The sequence below is a fragment of the Chlamydia poikilotherma genome (assembly GCF_900239975.1).
GTDB lineage: Bacteria > Chlamydiota > Chlamydiia > Chlamydiales > Chlamydiaceae > Chlamydia > Chlamydia poikilotherma.
Genome location: NZ_LS992154.1, coordinates 288,814 through 308,730 on the forward strand (window position 1 = coordinate 288,814; position 19,917 = coordinate 308,730).

Sequence of the window (19,917 nt, forward strand, 5' to 3'; positions counted from 1 at the left end):
TATGTCAGTTTCTAGAATTCCAGGCGATGATCCTAGACGTTCCGGGATTGCAAGAGCGGGAGCTTCCCCTCAAGTATCTCAGGGTAATACGGTAGATGGACACCTACAGCGTCCTATGCGTATTGAAGATACAGCTATGGATAAGAGGAGGTTTGCTCATTCTGTAGGGTTGCTAGCGGGATTAATGGTATTTGCCTTAGCTATGGTTATCGTTGTTGTAGCTTTGACATGTTTAGCTCCTGGAGTTCCTCAAGGTATTGTATTAGCGTTAGCTTTATCTGGGGTGTCTCTAGGTGGCTTCGCAGTTATGAAAAACGTTGTTAATAAGGTTCGAGATCTTTTTGCTCCTAAAATGTCGGAGAAGCAGAGGTTAAAAAGTGCTGCAGGTATAGGGCTTGGGTTTACTGGATTGGGATTAGCTATGAAAGTAGGTGCGAGTTTCGTTCCTGGAGGGTATGGAGGCGTCGTTGGGAATTTAGGGGGGGCTGCGTATTCTAAGGGTAGCCAGTCTGGATTCGCAAGTATTACGCATTACATATATGTAAAGTTTTTCCGCTCTGAAAAAGCTGCTTCTGGAGAACCTTTATCACGTATAGAGATTATGCAAGAGGCAAAGAAACTACATCGCATTAGCTTAAGTCTTGTAGTGGTAGGTACCGGTTTTGTAATTTTAGGTGTAGCTATTGCTATTGTGGGTACTGTTCTTTTAGGGGGAGCACCTGCTACGGCATTGATTGTTCTTGCTCCTCCTTTTGTTTCTATAGGAATAGGATTAATTCTTCAGACGTTATTGCATAGCAGCATTGGGAAGTGGAAGAACTTTTTAGAAGGACAAAAAGGTCAGATGCTTTTTACTGATACAGGGTTAAAAAACATTCGTAATGAGGATCTTGCCGTAAAAGAGCTTGTTGAAGAGCCTTTAGAACAGATCTCTAGGAAAGAGCTAGAAAAAGAGGAGAAGACTACTCTTGTTGAGAATCCTGAAGAGATTTTCGAAAATAGGAGAATCACCGCTGAGGAAATTGATAAACGGTTATCTCTAACTCCCAGACAAAAGGTGATCTTCGCCTTATCTGTATTGCTTGTGCTTGCAGGATTAGCTGCTGTCGTTGCTGCAGGATTTGCGGGATTACCTGCATTGCAAGTACTTCTTATTGCTGCTGTAGGTTCTTCGGTTGCTTCTACAGTTTTGCCCATGGCTTCTTCAGGTTTGGTTTACAATGTATTTCAATGTAAGTCCCGATTAAGCATTGCTAAAATGCGTTGGAAAGAGGCCAGGGCAAAAGCAAAATTTGCAAAGCGCATAATAAATGCTTCAGATCTTCCTAAAGCAGGTATTGATAAAGCTTGGTTACATGTTGGCAAAGATACGATTCTTGAAACTGATCGTGCGATTCGTGAAGAAATCGCAGATTTTGAAAAAGGTCGTGGTGTTAATAGCGTTATCGTTGCGGGGATTTTTATTGCCGCTGGAGTCGGAGTTATGCTTCTTACTCTCATTCCTGTGTTAGCTCCAATTATTGCCGGAGTATTGGCGATAGGCTCTACATTAGTTACTATTGGAGCGACTATGTACTTAAAAAAGCTTACGGCATGGCTCTATGATCAGTTAGTTATGTTAAGAGAGCGTTTACGTTCACGAAGAACCTATCTAAATGACATTTCTGGAAAATTACAAATCTCCACAGAAGATCTTGTTGTTGATGCGAACTTTGATGATTTTGGTATTGAGGTTGGAGATGACGACGTGTTTGCCGATGCTTTTGAAGACTAAGCTATTGTTTGTCTGTGGGTTGCATTAAAATACACCAGATCATTTCCTTTTCCTATTGTAAATAGGTAATCCTTCTATATTTATTATTGTTTAAAAATAAATATATTGTCTTTGTTTTGTTAATTCTAAAAAAGTTGATAAAATTAAATTATAATAATGTAATTTTTTAGATTTAATATAAAAGAGGCACGAGTATGGCTGGGGTTAGCGGAATTGGAGGTGGCGGCGGTGGGCCAGGAAGAATCCCTCCTCAAGGTGATGATAACAACGAAAAATCTAAACCAGTCAGCTTCGGAGGCCATGATATAGTTTATGGAGGAGGTGATGATAACTCTGACTCAAGTAGTTCGAGTAGTGACAGTTCAATAAAAGGAAAAGTTACAGGGCTATTGATGGAGGGTTTTCAAGTGCTTACCCCTAAGGAGGTAGATGAGATGCGGAAAGCATCTATTTCTCCTTCAGAAGGAAAATCAAAACCTGGAGTCTTTTCTCGCGTATGGTCAGCGGTTAAGGGAGTATTTACAGGTGGGGGAAAGAGTAAAGAACCTCAAAAACCTATCGACATTTCCTCACCTAGCATTCCAGGATATCAAAAACATGGAGTGCGTCTTCCTGAAGCTCGAGCAATGCAAGCACATTGGCAAACTCAAGGTGTTCAAAACAAGAGTTTTTCAACAGACGCTGCAGACACAACAGAAGATATAGATACTGGGGATACAGATGTCACTGGTGTTGATACTGGCGAAGTTCCTGTAGATAGTCTAGTAGATATTAGTACAGATAGCTCCAAAGCTTCTACATCCTCAGGGAGATCTGGTTTTGGTGGTGGATTGGCAGCTCGTGTTCGTGGTTGGTGGGATTTTACCACTAGGAAACAGGAAGCGCCTGTCGAGGGGATGACCGGTATGACTCTTGGTGAGTTAGTCAATATGGTCAGAATATATGATCAGATGATTGCAGAAACGGACAATAAAAAAGAGAGGAAGGAATTCACAACGTACCGGGATGCGTATCAAACTCATGTTAATACTATGTTAAGTAGCGGAGCTACTTCACTCACAGATAGGTACAATCTGATAGATAACTCTATTACATCGACTACATCGACGTTTTCTTCTAAAAAATATGACGATCAGGTTGGAGAGGGTATATTTTTAGATATGGATACAGATCTATCCCATGTATTTGAAGAAGAGCTTTTAGATGCTGTAGGAAGGGGAGAGGATGCCGATAGTATTTTAGGAGATATCAGTCCTGAGGCAAAAAAAGTTTTAGACGAAGCTAATAAACTGCGTTTACAATTTGATGCCGGAATATCCGAAAGCGCAACACCTACATTAAGAGAGCGTATTAAAACTGCTCTTCAGAAGTTGTATCAGGGGATTGTCAATATACTTACCATTATTAAAGTTAACTTAGTAGCTCTAGCGCGTTTAGTAAAAAAAGGTCTTCAATCTCTTGGTGAGCTTGTAAAGCGCTGTTGCGTTCGTAGGAGAGGTTATTATAGTTTCCTCCCTCAAGACAATGATGCGTACGTTGAAGAAGTCAAAAGATTTATTCAAAAACACACCGATTCAAGCGATCCCTATGAGCCGGGCGCTCTTACAATTCCTGCCACCGTGGTGCAAGCTTGGGTGGATGGAGTACCTGATGTTGTTTATATTAGCGCTGTTAGCGGTAAGTATGGACATGAGGTTGTGCAATCTCGAGACAGTAATAGCAGAGAGGTGCCATACGAAGTAATCGGTGCTGGCTGGTTCTCATATGAAAATGAACCTCTCTATGAAGATATGCGTCCTGTTTTGCCCGACAATGATCCAAATTATGAAACTATGGGAACTATATATGATCAACCAAGATGGAGTGATCGTAAAGACGAAGGAAACATTTATGATGTTCCAAGTTTTCAAGATAGAACGTTTATCGAACCTGGTAATAATGAAGAGAATATTTATGATACGCCACAATCGGTTAATGGGTATGATACCCCGAGATCTTTAAGAAGAGGAGCTGGGGAGAATCTCTATGATGTGCCAAGAAATTTTAATAATAATAATCATGGCTATATAGTTCCAGATAATCAAGTCAGACCTAATCTTGGAGTGACTCCAGGATTTGGAAATGGTGTAGGCGCGGCCTCTTTTGCACAACAAATCGATCAGCTACTTGAGGAACCTCTATGGCATCGTCCTTTACCTCCTTTACCTGGGGGACGACGAACTTATGATCCTAATAACACTACTAACAACCGTCCTTCGCCTCCTCTTACTCCTTTGGACACACCCCCAGGGACTCCTTATGGAAGTGGCAGTAGAATGATGCAAATGATGAAACAAGTGCAAGCTAGGGTAAGAGATTTTAAAAATCGACGTAAGGATAAGTAGTAAGACATTAAGGTATGTTGGTAAAAGGCTATAAAATCTTTTTATAGCCCTACTTCTTTTAAAAGGTTAACGCGCTTCCTGCTTTTAGGTAATTAGAGAAGGTGGAAGAGGAAAATTCTCCTTGATAGTTTAAGAAAATTTTTAGATGAGATAAGATCCTAGTTTCATTTTCTATTTTATAAGCGAAAGCATGGCGTGTGATTGGTGTTCCTGATGAGGGCCAAGTTCCACTACTTGCCATGAGTGTTGTCAATACTTTTGGGTAGTGTCTATAGACGACAGGGTGGTAAGCAAGTTGTATTTGCCAGATTGTTGGTAAGTGTACATTACGTGTCCATTGCATGAGCATTCCCATAGGCAATGTGATAGTTTCTAAAGGTCTATTTACCGAGAATTTCCGTGGAAACTTTCCCTGTTCTATAAAGCTTGAGAGTGTGGCTCTGAAGGCTAGAGCTTCTAGGAATGGTGCTACAGAAAATGCGTTATTAATTGGGTTGAGATCTAGCGTGAAATTCAGACAGGCTCCGAATGTGTGGCTATAGAAATAGCCGTCGGAGGCTTTATTATCTTCTGTATAGAAGTGCTTCGCTGTATGATCTCCATAATTGTAGGCTAGGGATGCTGTTGTAATTACAGAATCGTCGAACCAAGGCAGACGCAATTGCATGCCTCCGAAGTAGTTTTTTGACGAGACTTTATTAGATGTGGCATGCTCTTTAATGTGAGACATTTGCTGGGAAAATGAGAAAGAAATCTTATGATTTATTTCAGTTGCAGCAGAGGAGTTTGCTGCATAGCCTGCGGATTCCATATGGAATCCACGCACACCTAAGCGATTGCGTTGGCGAACAGCCATGAGCAATCCTTGACCGCTGAGTTCAAAATAATTAGGATTAGCTATTGGAGAAGGGAAAGTACGCATTCCTGAGAGTGTGGTGTATACAGATCCCCAAAGAGCGTTAGCGATGAGAGGAGTGCTGTATTTAGGGTTAGGAATATAGCCAGTAGGTGTCCAATCTGCATAGAGTATATGGTGGGAAGTATTTGCTGTCTCTGCTGAGGCAGAATTGGCTGTTGTTGTGTATTCTTCCCAGTAGGGAGACCATATTCCTTGATGGCCATAATGAGCTTTTTGATTGATAGCATGAATATCTAGAGAATCGATATTGATTTTCTTCGTTGCATTATCGCGAAGATACAAGAGGGGGTATTCGTGTAATAGCACTGGAAAGATCCGCATCATCATATGGACTATGTCCTTCTTCGTTAGCTAGTATTAGATCGCCGGAAACACTGATTGATGCTTCTATGTTTTCTTGAAAAGAATCAACAGCATTTTGCGTAGTTTTGGATGGATAAATCCATAATTTTGCTGCTTTTGCTTTACTTGAAAGTAGTTGAGGAAGGATTAATCCGAGATTATTTAATTTCAGATCAGCAGCTTTATTATTGCTAACGTTTTCTCTTGTCGTTAGCGTACCTCCTGTTCCTAAACAAACAAGTCCTCCAGTTTGTATAAATTTATAAGTAGCAATTCCTGCGTCATTTTCAATTGCTAGAACACCGTTTTTAAGCTCTATAGTGTTTTTGCATTTTGAAAATAAGTTATCCTCTGTTTTAAGATTATCGTTAACTGTAGCGCCTGAAAATATAACACAGCCTAGATCCTCACTGTTAGGATTGATGATCATGTTATTGGATGTATCTAATTCATGTTCAATAGGATCATAAAAAAGGATATGATGTCCTAATTTAGCTCCAAATTGAATAGAAGCAGCGTTACTACTTCCTATGTATATAGCATTCCTGCGGATTTTATTTGCTGAGGACATGGATAAGTTATTATTGAAAATAATATTTCCTTTATCTGCAGATAGTTCGATGCCACAGCCACTACCTAGAACGATTATAGCTCCTCCCAATTGACAAGAGTTATTTGTAAAATAGACATCATTGTTGTTGCGAATAATAAATTTAACGCATCTGCAAGCTCCACCATGGACCGCGGAAGAATTATTATGAAAAGAGGTTATTCCTTTGTTATTTTCTAAAATGATATTCCTTGCTGCGATAGCGCCACCAGAAAATTCATTATCATTTGTTGTGCAAATGGCTAAATTATTTTTAAAGATAATATTTCCTAGATTCCCTGAGAACAGACAGTCATAAATGGCGGAGATGGCACCACCGCTTCCAGATTGATTATTGACAAATACTGTATCGCCTAAGTTGTTCATACAGTTGAATTGTTCTAGTCGTAAGGCTCCTCCTAGACTCGTATCTGATATGGCTACATTATCGAAAAAAACACAGGAGGATGTGTTATCGGATAAATTGAACGTCTTCCCCGCCATGATAGCGCCGCCACTTGAAACAGAGGAATTTCTAAGGAAATAAATAGGTGCTCTATTATTTTTAATGTCCAGATATCTTGAGCTTATAGCACCGCCATAATTTGAACGGACTGCAATTGCTGTGCTACGCGCTAAATTATTTGAGAAAATAATAAACCGATTACTATTCGTAATCTCTAAATTGTTGCTAGTATAGATTCCACCTCCTGAACGTGGTGTTATATTGCCAATTAGGATAATGGGACCTTGAGTATCTTGAATATAGAGTTTATTAAATTTTAAGCACGCTCCCTCTGAATCATTAGAGAGCTGGGAAATAGAAAAGATCTCTTCATAATTTTGTAATGTTAATGAATGAGTAGAACGTGTCTCTCCATTTAAGTTTGTTCTCTGCAGTAGTAACTCTATAGATTTGGGGATGTAGAGGGATTCCATAGAGGGCGTTGGGAAAGGAAAAACCACTTCTCTAGCATCTATATTATAAAAATAAGCCAACCACGATGTTGAGAGAATAAGATTGTTAATAAACTTATGTTTCATAGTGAGTTTTCTCAAGTTCATAATTTATCAAAACACCACTCTACTTCCGGCATTTATATAGTGAGACGTCGTAGATGAAGATAGATCTAGTTGGTAGTTCAAGAAGGCAACTATATTGTGAAATAGATAGATCGAGTTTCTTACTTCAGCATGTAAGCTATGTGGTGTTACTGAAGATCCTGAAGATATCCAAGATCCGTTACTTGCTAGTAGTGTGGTAAGGATTTTCGGATTTTGTCTATAGATTGAAGGCTGATAGGCAAGTTGGATTTCCCAGAAGCTTGGTAGATGGGTTTTAGGTGCCCAAGAGGTCTGAATTCCTATAGGTAGAGTTACATCAATCAGGGGATGCTCGTTAGAGAATTTCCTAGGGAAATCTCCAGTTTCATTGATTTTAGTTTGTTCTGCACGTACACCACTTAATTGAATATATGGTGTAAAGTAGTGATTCAAAAGAGAAAGTTTTTCATAAAGATAACAACTTATACGTGCGCTTAGGGCATGATCTTCAAATTGTGTTTCAGATTTCTTATTTTGTGTATAAAAACTTTGCATATGATGATCCCCATAACAATAGCCTAAAGAGGCTGTAGTTATAAGGTGTTCATTAAACCAGGGTATTTGCAAAGATAAGTTTACTAGGTAGTTATGAGAGCTAATTTTATTTGTTGACGTGTGTTCTTTCATTTTTCCAATCACTTGTGAGAATGTGAGCAAGAACTTATGGTTGGTTTTTGATGAAAGAAGACATTTTCCACTATATCCTAAAGACCTAGAAGAAAATCCTAAAATTGCATTTTTATCTTTTTGGTGTGTATGCATTCCTAATCCCTGACCTTGTAGATAAAAGGATGGAGTAGCGTTATCTATCAGGGAAGGGTAAAAAGCAGTTGCTTTATAGGCTGTTTGCCGAAGGGTATTGGCTACGAGATCTCCTCGATGTTGCGGATTTACTATGTAACCTGTGGGCAGCCAATTAGCATAGAGGTACCGATGTTTTGAATTTGTTGTATCTGCTGATGTCGTGATAGATGGCGTTTTGATCTCTTTCCAATACGGAGTCCAAATTCCTTGATGACCGTAATGTTGATGAGAATTTATCGATTGAATATCGAAATCATCAATTGTTATTGAATTATTTTCTGGTTCAGAAAAATGTAGGAGAGGAATGCCGTCAATAGGTTGAGAAAGATCTATGCTATCGTAAGGATCACAATACCATTCATTCCATAAAGTTAGAGAGCCTGATACTGAAATCTTTGCATCAGAGTTCGGAGAATATCCACCTGCTCCTCCTCCCTCCGGATAAATCCAGAGCATAGGAGAAATAGCTTTAGGTTGTAGAACTTCTGTGAGGAGAATTCCTATATTTTTTATTTGTAAATTACTGTCTTTTATTGAATTACTTTTCTGTTGAGTTTTAACGACGGCACTATTGCCTAAGCAAAGATATGTATTAGCTTCGGAGGTGATTTTATATGCTGATAACTGCGCACCATTTTCGACAGAGATGATACCATGTTTGATTCTGAGCTCATTATTATAGCTAGTTTGAATACTTTTTAGATTTGTAGTTAAATTTGGTTGAACGTGAGCTGCTGAAAATACTACCGCTCCCGTGTGTTTAGCTTCAGGATTAATAGTAAACGAGGTCACATTGCTAGTATCTATTGTATCGAAAAAGCATATACGTTGATTACTCGTGGCGCCTAACGATAACGTGTGATTACTAGAGAAAAACATGGCTGATCGAGAAGGGCCATCTCTAGCTATCGTGATATTATTATTGAAAATTATATCACCATTATCTGCTGATAGCAGGGTAGAACCGTTTGCTGTTTGTCCATAAAATGCCCCTCCCCAACAAGCAGTATTATTGAAAAAATAAGTAGGCCCATTATCTTGGATAGTTAAGTTTTGACAGGATAGAGCTCCCCCGGCATGAGCTGCAGAATTTCCATCAAATATCAAAGATTGTTTATTCTTTTCGATGGTAATAGTTGAGCTGTTAATAGCTCCGCCATTTCCTGGACCGCTGGCTGTGCCGTTACAAGAAGAATTATTAGAAAAGGTAATAGACGCATGATTATCTATGATACTTGTGGACGTTGTAGAAAAAATCGCCCCACCTTTTCCAGATAGATTCCCTTTAAATGTAATTTCCCCAGTATTGCGAGCAAACTCACAAGAGTTTGTAGAAATCGCTCCCCCGGAGCTGTCTAAATAGAAAGTTCTGTAATAGTATTCTATAAATGAAGAAAGTTTGTTTTTTATAAAACAAACTTTCTGAGGTCGTGTATTTTTGATTAAAAATACATTAGGAGATTGAGAGCTTCCTAAACTTTATTTTTAGTAGTTTTAGAAAGAGAGTTTTCCTCCACCTAGTATGTAATGACTACATGTAGATGAGGAGATATCGCATTGATAATCAAAGTTTATATGTAGATGTTTGAATAATCGTGTTTCGTTTTTAAGATTTATAGAAAAGGCATGATAATTCACATCTGTGGGTGAAGAAATCCAGGAGCCATTGTCTGCTACTAATACGGAACCTACTAAAGGTGTTTTGCGTAGGAGTGTTGGTTTATAAGCAACTTCTAATTCCCAGATGGATGGGCAGCATCCATGGAAGGCTAATTTATTGTGCAATCCAAAAGGTAGGCTGACGTCAACAAGATCATCAGGCGTTACGAAAGTACGTACACGAGCACCGTCTTCTGTGAAGCTATCTTGTTTTGAGATAAAGGCTTGATAGCGGAAAAATGGAATGATAGTCAGACGATCATTTGTTCTAGCTTTTAAAGGGAAGTAAAAGGATAGCGCGCTACCTACTGTCTGACTTTCGAATGAGCCGTAGCAAGCTCCTAAAAGTTCGCGGTGAGTATAGTTTAACTCGTGCAGACCGTGGGTATAGAGGTAATTTCCTGAAATAATGAATTTCCCTTTAAAGCAATGGATTTCCCAGTAACTCCCTAAGGATAAATAATCTGATGCTACTTCGTTATGACCAATATTAGCATTAGCGTTGGTATGTTGCGTAGCAAACTTAAAACCAATTTTGTAAAGAGAAGGAGAGCCAAAAGAGATTCCTGTGTAATATCCCTTGCCGTCCATATGGAATCCTACTTTTTCTGCCATATCTTGTTGATAAAGACAGAGACCTAAAGCACCACCTTCAATATCAAAATAAAAAGATGTATCACTTAGAGATTCTAAAGATAATCTAGATGCGTTCATTCCAGATGTCGCAGCATAGGTAGATTGCCAAAAGATATTCGCTACGAAATCACCTTTGCGATCTGTCTTTATTTCACTTTCTTTAGTTGTTGGATTTGTAGAGATTTGAGTTGCATCATCAGCATATGCATTGTTAAACAGTGCAAGAGCCAAACTTACAGACGTTAAGTATTTCGTTAATTTAGATCCCATATCATTCTCTCGGGGCTTATGTAGATTGCGAACATAATCCCCGTAGTATTTAGAGTGTCGTGTAATCGGGATGGGGGATGTACTCTAAACAATCTACAGATAATCAAACATTTTGGGAATACATAGATTATATTTTATTCTTTCTAAACAAATGTTTTTATTGTCTGTTTTATGAAGAGGATCTCTATGTTATTATGAGAGTTTAGAAAGTATTAACTTTTACTTCATAAGAGATTTCTGAGATTCCATGTTTTTTTTCATTTAGGATAGAGAACACTTTCCTATAGCAAGCTTCGCATTTCTTAAAATTCTCAGGTGTTGTCTGCTTTTAGATAGTTGCAGAATGTAGAAGAAAAAAGAGAGAGAAATTCCCCTAGGGCAAAGAAAATTTCTCTCGATAGGTGTTTAAAATTTTCCTTGCAATCCTGTCGTTATACGATGGCTTGCGTAGGATCTTTTTGAATCAAATACGTAATCTAAGAATCCTGTTGCATGCTGAGAGAGTTCTACACTGTCATGCATTTGTAGGTAGAATCCATTACGGGGGATTTGTGCTCCCTTTATAGGAATGCTCTCGCGGTTTGCTAAGATGGTAATTACGTTATGAGGGTTTACTCTATAGACATCAGGTTTATAGGCAAGTTTCAATGTGAGAGTTGAAGGTGCCTTTTTGAATGGTGTGTACCATTCGGAAGTAAATCCTATAGGTAGGGTGATGTTGTGCCCACGGCCTCTAGAAAAACTACGTGGTAGCGCACCTTTTTCGGAAAATGCATTTTGCCAACCACCCATAAACTCTGCGGATATAAATCCTGAAAGCTCAAGATCATGAGCAACTCTACGTGTAAGTGTGCACCATGTTAAGAACGGATGTTCTACAGATATGGAAGCATGGTACGTATTGTTATGCCAACGTCCTTTAGATTTTCGAGTTCTTTGAGTGATGGAGTTTAGGTAATTTGTTTTCATATGGTTTACTGTGTAACCATATGACGCTTCCCACGAGATGCTCGTTGCATTATTTTCTGTAGCAACGAGGAATTTTCCAAACAAAGCGACTAAACTGATTTGTTCTGTACTTTGTGCATCGTAAGGTTTGCTCTTTACTTGTCCATAAAGCTGACCAAAAGCTAGGCCTACAGAAGCATCATCAGGATAATGGATACCAATAGAGGCTTGATAACCTCCGTATCTTCCTTTAAATCCATCATGTGTCTTTTGTGAAGGATGACGGACATAGCTACCGATAGCTTTTGCAGAAATCAGAACACCTTCTTGTTCAGAAAGGAAAGTTTCTTTTAAAGCTTCTGAGAATGCTTGCGTTGCTAAGAAGGAAGTCCATAGGGTATTGGATACAAGTTCTCCACGACGTTCAGGATCTAAAACGTAGGGAGCACGGTAGGCGGGATCTGGTCTCCATATAACATAGAGAGTGCGGTTATTTGTTCCAGAAGGAATGCCGCCATTAGGTGTAGGAGCTAATAATGGTATTGTCCATGTAGATGACCATACCCCTTGATAGCCGTAATGTTGAGGAATTTCGATATTCCCGGCTGTGAAATTAGTTGTTGTCGGAGCAGCATTTCCATTACTTGTAAAAGTAACTAAGGGAATAGATAGGGAGGCTAATAGTAGAGGATTATCATAGAGATCTTCTTCATCCTCAGAAACAATATCTAAAGAACCGGATAATGTAATTGTTTTCCCGGTAGGTGTGATTACTGAAGCAGTAGAATAATTTGGGTTTAAATATGACTTCGCATCAAATCCTAGCTTCCCAATAGTGAAATTATCGGTAGTAGGCTGACCAGCTGTAGTTGTAAGCAAACTAACAGAGGCTCCAGAACCTAAAGTTAACCTTCCTTCGGTTGCAGTCAAGCCAAGAACATTGACGGTAGCGTCATTGGTGACAACCAGCTGACCATCTTCAATAATAACCTTGCCAAACAAAGAAGTTGTAGAGTTATCAGGATTTAATTTCTCTGATACGGTGAGGGTCTCTGATGTGAATTTTACTGTTCCAGAAAGCCCTGGGGAATTGATTTTAATCGTGTCTAAAGTTGTGGGATTTGTAATTGTAGGACCTTTATTTGTGATAGGGTCATGGAAGATAATATTAGATAATCCCGTAGCATTGAGAGAGGTGATTTTACCATCTCCTTCAACTTCGATAGCATTACGTGTTCCTGGGCGATTATCAAGCATATTGCCGATAAAAACCATGTCTCCAGCACTTGCTGTTAAGCTTAAAGTTGAGGCAGGAGGATTGTTAGTTTCACCAACAGTAGAAGCAACATAAATAGCTCCGCCTTTTTGTGCTCTGTTGTTGAAGAACACCATAGGACCTTTGGAAGTTATAGTAAGAGCTTTTGCACAAATAGCTCCACCATTTCTCTTGGCAGCATTTTTATTTAAATATGTAGGAGAACTAGTTGTAAGATCACATGTAGTTGCATAAATTGCCCCACCATCGTTTTCAGCAAGGTTATAATTTATGTTGCACTCACCAGTATTATTAGCAAATGTCACAGACTTTGTTGGTGCGCAAATCGCACCTCCACAACCCGCAGCTATAATTGTAGCAGGATTTGTAGGTGTTTTTGTTAGCAACCCATTTGCTGCAGTGTTTCCTGATAGGGTAATCGGTCCTGAGTTGTTCTTAAAGGTGATTTCTCCATCATAAATAGCTCCTCCACCACAAGCAGCAAAGTTTTGAGAGAAAGAGATTGCTGCAGAGTTGTTCTCGATATTACAGGTAGCATCTGTTTTATTAAGGAGAGCTGCTCCGAAGTTGCCAGAGTTGCTATGAAAGGTAATATTATCACGAATTTTCGTAATATCTAAGCTTGTTTCTGTATGAATCGCAGAACCGCAAAAGCAATTTACCGTAGTTGAAGGATTGGGACCGGTAATTTCTGTAACTACAGGAGTATAGGGAGTTCGGTTGTTTGTAACTACTACAGATCTTGAGGAAGTAACTAAGATCTTTTTTCCTGAGATAAGACCATTCTTTCCTGTAGAGACGTTTTCATTAAGAACAAGCTTAGACAGATTTGTTAATGTCAGTGCTTCTGTAGCTGAGATTAACGATGCATTATCTATTAAAGGAGCGTGACATTGCGCAAATGTTAATGAACGATTTCTTCCGAATATGGTGAAGTTTGTACTCGATCCTAAGAAAGATGAGGGGAACTTAGCTCCGTAGACATCTTCAATGAAACAATTCGAAGTCAGGTGGAAAGCTTCTCCTATATTATACAAAGGAGGCGTAAGCTTAGCTTGATTTATGGTTTGGGCAGAAACCCACACCGAGCTGCATAAGCAAGCCAAAAAGCAAAAAGAAGAAGATCTTAAAGAAAGAGGCATGCCTCAACCCTATCGTTAGTAGTATTTAGAATCGAAATTTACTTCCTACATTTATATTGTAGTTGCGTGAGGATTTACGTAGTTCGCAACTACCATGGCTAAAGATTTCAATATTATTGTTCACAGCTGTATGTGTCGATCCTTGCATCAATAAACCATGTTTATCTAGATTTGTTGCTGGCGTTTTCCAACGGAATCCGTTTGCAAGTAATAAAGTGTCACATCCTGGATTCCTTCGCCATACATCAGGAACGTAGGATACAGCTAGGCTATAAAAATCCGGATGGGAGTGAGAACGCCTATCAATTTTAAATCCACAAGGAATCGCTAAGTTAATCAAACGAGACGAACAGAAGGATCGTGCTTCTGCGAGTTTTTCTCTAAAGGATCCATGTTCAGCATAGCCAAGTTGAACATTCACAAAAGGAACGAATTGATTTAGATGTAATTTAGTAGTTTGCAAAACAATAGGTAAGCTTCCACCTACTTCTCCTAACCAGCAATTATTATCCCAATTGCCATCTTCTTCAGGAATGAAGGTATAGCGTGTTTTCATATCTTCGTTAGTATGACTGTAGTTAATTCTTGCAGCAAAGGATGTGAAGATAGTGTTGGTTAATGGATGTTTTATTGATAGGTAGGCGCTACCGACTATGGCTTGTGATTTTGTTGTAGAGACTACGTAGTCTTTAGATTTACCGAATACCTGGGAGAAGGCTATTCCAAATACAGAATCAGAAATTGTTTGTGAATTTCCTCCAATAACGTAACCACCACTAATACGACGGAAACCATGAGATACGCTATTGCGATCATGGTGGAAGACATTAGAAAGACCAGCTACCCATAATCCCTTACCGTAGCCAAAGCCGTCACAGCTTGCTGTGGCTAGGGCATTCATAGAGCGGAGGTCTATGAAAGCTCCCCATAAGCTATTAGGAACTAAAGATGCTTGACGTTCAGGACTGGGAATAAATCCTGTTTTTGTCCAAGTAGCTTGTAGGGTTTTCTTTTTAAGATCAGTTCCATTATCCCATGAAAGTTTCCAATGACCTTGATAACCGTATTGAGGCTCTGCATCTCCTCTAGGATTGAGTTGAAGAGCACCTTCTGTTATTTTACTATCATCTTTTGTGCTAAGAGAGAGAAGCTTGACAGTGACAGAATCTTTATTGAAGAGGTCGTGATTTTCGTAAGCAGTTCCTGAGAGATCATCTAAGGATATATATCCTGTTAATGTGATAGTGCCGTTCGTACCTTTTACATCAATTTTTGCTCCTTCACCAGTTTCTACAAGTGAGCTAACATTGATATGAAGATCTTGGATTGAAATAGATCCACTATTAGCAGTTGGAGTGCCTCCTCCCCCGGGTGCTGCACCACTTGCAGAGTTCTCAGTAGTTGCAAGAGTAGTTCCATTATCCATTAAGAGAATAGAATCTGCTTCTTGTTCAAAGGAAATAACAGACAGACTTGCTTTATCGGCTAAAACAAGTTTCCCGCCGCCTAGAATCACTTTTTGATAAATAGTTGATTCAAAATTAGTTGTGGTATTCGCGCTTTGACTATCTACATGGGCTCCGGAGAATAGCACGGTTCCGACATAGTTTGTGTAAGGAGTCGTGGATGTTCTATCTTGATTGATAATTAGTTTCTTATCATCGCTATGAGCTGCATCTGGAATATTAGTCACAATAGGATCATAAAAACAGAGCTTATGATCACCAGAAGCTGCTAGCAACTTAATGGTTGCTCCCTTTTCTAAGGTGACGGCGTTTCTAGTGATGGTACCGGCATCATTTTTTAGATTTTCATAGAAAATCATATCACCGTAATCAGCAGATAAACTTAGTTCTCCAACATTAGGAATATAGATAGCTCCGCCATCTTTTGCGATGTTGTTTGTAAACACCGTTTTCCCTGAGGAAGTAATGCTGACTTTTTCTCCGTAAATAGCTCCACCTGCAGTTGCAGCGAAGTTATTGGCGAAGAAGATTTCGTTTTGATTGCTTATAGTTAATCCTGTGAATGCAGGGCTATTCGCTGGAGGAGGAGGGGGATTTGCTGTTTGCTGTGTGCAATAAATAGCTCCACCTTGTCCTAATACTTCATTATTATTAGCAACTTCAGGAGATGCAGAGTTATTCTGCATAAGCAATTGTGCGTTATTTGTGAAGTCGATGTTCCCTTTTGAATAAATAGCTCCGCCAGATTTTGCATTATTCGCATCAAATTGTATGCTACCGTTTCCTGAGAAACTACTGACAGTATTCACAGGGCCGTTTGGAGGTGTTGTAGGATCAACTGAATGAATAGCACCGCCTAGCTTTTCAGCAGAGTTAGATCTGAAAAGAATCGAAGGGCATTGTGTAACATCTAGACTTTGAGATGCACCGATAGCTCCGCCGTTTGCACCGACGTTGCTAAGAAACTGCAGGGATTTTTTAATATTGCTAATTCCTACTATTTGTGCCCATAGAGCACCACCGTTGTCTGCAGCACTGTTATTTTTAAATAGCAGATTCTGAATATTTTGTAGAAATACAGGAGCTTTGGAGTATAACGCCCCACCTTTTGGGTTAACTGTAGTGTTTGGAGGTGTAGTGCGAGCCATCAGGGCTATGCAGTTAGAAAAGGACAGGGTATGCATCCCCGTAATCGTATAAGAGAACGATTCGGGAGTTGTTGCCGGAATAGAGCTTAAGGCAGCACCGTTTACCGAAGTGCGAAGGTTTGTAAATGTTAGATTATGGTTTTTACCCACAATTGTCATGGACCCAGCGGAGTTGAAAAAGCAACTTGAAGGTGTTGCTACCATTGAGTTGTCAAGATTTAAAAGATTCAAATTTCCTGACAATATCGCCGTGGTTCCCTCAGCATTTGATGTGATCGTATAGGGAAACATGTCTCTAAGATTACCGTCATAAGTTCCATTAGGAACTACAATTTCCAAAGAGAAGGCTTGGAATGAACAAGGAAGTGTTAGCGTTGTTGAAATTAGGAACTTACGAAGAGACGCTTTCATTTGCTCAAGAGGATGCAACAAGATTGATTTTGCTAATAAATAAAAAGTATTAAAAGATCAATAGGATAGGAAAGCGTTTAAATGAAAAATACCTATCATTAAAAGCTTTATCTTGTTTGATAATCTGTTGTGTGGATGGGAGTTTTTGTTGATTTTCTCTCTGTGATGACAATCATTATATGAGAGATTTCTCGAATATGTTGCAAATTGAACATAGAAGAAATTCAGAATTTTTTTACAAAAAGGGTTTCTGAATTTCTTACGATGCCATGTCTTAAAATAGGAACTGACTGCCGATATCTCCCGAATAATATTGTGAAGATTTGCGTATCTCTGCGCAACATTTTGAAAATAGCGTAATATTATCTAAGATTGCACAATGCATAGACAATTGTGCTGCTAGTGCTTGCCTTGAGAGATTTGTTCCTGAAGTTTTCCATGTAGCAAAAGGTGCATAGGTGGAGGTAATTGTAGAACATGGATTTTGGCGGAATAGATCTGCAATGAAGGCTAGAGATGTTGAATAGAAAATAGGCCAGCGCGAATTATGTCCTTCCAAACGCACGCCGATAGGTAGGGAGACATTGCCTAATTTACTGCTGGTAATTTCATGTTTTTTCTCTCCCTCTTCTTTAAATTTCCTTTGATAAGCATAGACACCTTGAAGATTCATAAAAGGAAGAATCTGATGGAAGATATTATGCTCTTCATGGAAATCAAAAGATAGAGAAGATCCTAATTCAGCACCTACACAATGGGTATTCCAATACCCGTGGGTAATTTCTGAAGATTTTCGTGTTATCGTGAGTTTGTTTTTACTATGGCTGTAGGTTGCTTGAACATTTAAAATTAGAGGAAGATCAGAAGAAATCTTCGATAAAAATTCAGGACGAATAAATAGGTTGCCTAGAGACCAATTTAGTATAGGTTTTATAGATGTACTATGCTGAAGGTAAAGAGATCCTGCGAGGATATTTTCACGATTTTTTGCTAAAGAGGCATCTTTAGATACCCCGAACATCTGGAAAAAGCCTATGCTAAGAATATCTTTAGAGGGAGTTTGTTGTGATAGTCCTAAAGCATAACCCCCACTAGCATGACGGAAGCCACGATTATCTTTATGATGATCTTTATGGAAATAGTTAGAAACTTCTGAAATCCATAGTCCATTGCGGTATAGGCTGCCATCGGAAATGGTATCCATAAGGTTATGGATACCACGAATGTCTACAAAAGCGTTCCATAGGCTATTGGGCACTAGGGAATTTCCCTGAGAGTCAATAAGACGAGGTCGGTAATGTTTTGGAGTCCAGACAAGGTGAGCAATTTTTTCTGCATTCGTTCTTGAACGTGTATTTATTGGTCTCGGTGCTTTTTCTAACCATTCGAGCTTCCAAGATCCTTGATATCCGTAAGGATCTGTTGGAACATGCAGATGATCTATTTTTATACGTGTATCGTCTAATTCTGCACTTTCAATTTTAACTAAGGGAATTCTTGTGGAATTCGCTAATTCTATATTTTCGTAAAAATCTTCATCTTGAATATCGATATTGATTGATCCTGAAAAGGACAGTTTTTTATCTCTTGATAAGAGTGAAATTTGTCCAGGTTCTCGATACGATAACGAACGGAATTTAATTTTTGAGTTTTGTGGTTGAGGATCTAGATGATTCAATTTTACAGGAACAGTGATATTTAAGAATTCAGCATTTTGCTTCACTCTAAGCATTGTGCTTTGATCTAGAATAAACGTTGTATTGGGACGTTGAATGAAATTAAAAATTGAAAGAATTGCTCCTGAACTTAAGTTTAGAGTGCCTCCTGCTAATATCATGTCTTGTGAAATCCTAGACATGTTTATAGAAGCTAAAGAGGAGCATGACCCAACGCATTCTCCAGATGAGAATAAAACCGTCCCCTTGTATATGTTTCCATCTGTTATTTGATTAATTAGCAGAGGAATATCGGAGGGAGAAGTTGATGTAATGGCATCATAGAATTTAACATGTCTTCCTTCTCTAGCTCCTATATAGCTAATAAAAGCATCATTTTCTAAATGAATGGCATTTTTTTCGAGGTGACTACCTCTTATTGTGGTATTTCCTGTGAAGGTAATATCTCCTTCTTCGGCAAATAGAGAAAGCTCTCCGTTAGGAGCGATGGCGATAGCTCCGCCACCAGGTCGCGAATTTACATCCCCCGCAGCTGTATTATTCATGAAATTAGTAGGGCCCATAGCTGTTAGATACATTTGCTTAGCGTAGATCGCCCCGCCACCGTTTACAGACACGTTATTAGAGAAGGTGATTTTCCGATTTCCATAAAATGATAATGAGGATGTTGTTTTTGATCCCGGATTAGGTATACAACAAATCGCTCCTCCCTTATCTGATGAGTAACATCCTGTAAAGAGGATCTCGTCATTGGATCTAAACATTAAAGATCCTTTAGAGCTGATTACACTTTTCCCTTTTTTTGAGCTGGTTGGTTCTAAAAATTTCAATTTAGAGAAACACGACATAGTAAAGAAAGTATCTGCAGAATTAAGAATCATCTTACCTTCAGTTGTGGTAGTGATTTTATTAAATGTTAAACTGCGGTTATTTCCGTTAAAAAGAAGATCTCCCTTGGTGTTTTTAAAACAGCTAGTATTTGCAGGTTTGGTAATCGCAACATTTTGTATCAAAATGTCGTCGGATAAAATATAGGTAGTTCCTTCTTCAGTGTCTGAAGTTTTAATCGAAAAAGCCGCGTTATTTATGCCGTCAAAATTATCCGCAGAGGTGAGTGTCTTTAACACAGCAGAGTATGCTGGTGAAAAACACAAACAAGACATAGCACAGCAGCAAAAAATCCATGGATTAGGTCTTTGCGTCATATGTTATTTCAAAAGTATATTTTCAGAATGTTTTTTTGCTTAGGGGAGGGAAATGAGAAAAAGCCTTTCCTCACATAGAAAAATTTCTGAAATTAATCAAGATCAATAAGGGATGTTTTCCTAAAGATATTTATATCTAAAGGACTAGGGAAAATAGATTTTTT

7 protein-coding genes and 1 pseudogene are annotated in these 19,917 nt (G+C 38.8%); 2 read left to right on the forward strand and 6 right to left on the reverse strand.

From position 1 onward, the window contains the following. Position 1: 1 nt before the first annotated feature. Positions 2-1,774, forward strand: coding sequence for a hypothetical protein (locus tag C10C_RS01400; RefSeq protein WP_117274012.1), 1,773 nt, complete (start codon positions 2-4; stop codon positions 1,772-1,774). A gap of 194 nt (positions 1,775-1,968) precedes the next feature. After that, positions 1,969-4,158, forward strand: a complete 2,190-nt coding sequence (locus tag C10C_RS01405) for a hypothetical protein (protein WP_117274015.1) — start codon at positions 1,969-1,971, stop codon at positions 4,156-4,158. Between the two features lie 58 nt (positions 4,159-4,216). Here the strand turns inward: C10C_RS01405 and C10C_RS05305 are convergent. From C10C_RS05305 to C10C_RS01445, 6 genes and pseudogenes are all read right to left on the reverse strand, one after another. Continuing rightward, positions 4,217-7,052 (reverse strand): annotated as a pseudogene (locus tag C10C_RS05305) (polymorphic outer membrane protein middle domain-containing protein). 27 nt (positions 7,053-7,079) lie between these two features. Further along, positions 7,080-9,212 (reverse strand): polymorphic outer membrane protein middle domain-containing protein, encoded by a 2,133-nt coding sequence (locus C10C_RS01420; RefSeq protein WP_420808136.1) that lies wholly within the window; start codon positions 9,210-9,212, stop codon positions 7,080-7,082. A 198-nt stretch (positions 9,213-9,410) separates the two neighbouring features. Further along, complete coding sequence (locus C10C_RS01430) at positions 9,411-10,481, reverse strand: autotransporter outer membrane beta-barrel domain-containing protein (RefSeq protein WP_117274025.1); 1,071 nt, start codon at positions 10,479-10,481, stop codon at positions 9,411-9,413. 405 nt (positions 10,482-10,886) lie between these two features. Continuing rightward, complete coding sequence (locus tag C10C_RS01435) at positions 10,887-13,847, reverse strand: polymorphic outer membrane protein middle domain-containing protein (RefSeq protein ID WP_117274026.1); 2,961 nt, start codon at positions 13,845-13,847, stop codon at positions 10,887-10,889. Positions 13,848-13,872: 25 nt separating this feature from the next. After that, the gene (locus tag C10C_RS01440) at positions 13,873-16,872 is read right to left on the reverse strand and encodes a polymorphic outer membrane protein middle domain-containing protein (protein ID WP_117274028.1); all 3,000 of its coding nucleotides are present in this window, start codon (positions 16,870-16,872) and stop codon (positions 13,873-13,875) included. 274 nt (positions 16,873-17,146) lie between these two features. After that, positions 17,147-19,753: a polymorphic outer membrane protein middle domain-containing protein gene (locus C10C_RS01445; RefSeq protein WP_117274030.1), complete on the reverse strand. Its 2,607-nt coding sequence runs from the start codon at positions 19,751-19,753 to the stop codon at positions 17,147-17,149. Positions 19,754-19,917 lie beyond the last annotated feature (164 nt).

Bases quoted from the DNA above. Each gene is read 5' to 3' on its own strand.
- C10C_RS01435 (WP_117274026.1), bottom strand. From the start codon at position 13,847: ATGCCTCTTTCTTTAAGATCTTCTTCTTTTTGCTTTTTGGCTTGCTTA.
- C10C_RS01430 (WP_117274025.1), bottom strand. From the start codon at position 10,481: ATGGGATCTAAATTAACGAAATACTTAACGTCTGTAAGTTTGGCTCTT.
- C10C_RS01440 (WP_117274028.1), bottom strand. From the start codon at position 16,872: ATGAAAGCGTCTCTTCGTAAGTTCCTAATTTCAACAACGCTAACACTT.
- C10C_RS01400 (WP_117274012.1), top strand. From the start codon at position 2: ATGTCAGTTTCTAGAATTCCAGGCGATGATCCTAGACGTTCCGGGATT.
- C10C_RS01445 (WP_117274030.1), bottom strand. From the start codon at position 19,753: ATGACGCAAAGACCTAATCCATGGATTTTTTGCTGCTGTGCTATGTCT.
- C10C_RS01405 (WP_117274015.1), top strand. From the start codon at position 1,969: ATGGCTGGGGTTAGCGGAATTGGAGGTGGCGGCGGTGGGCCAGGAAGA.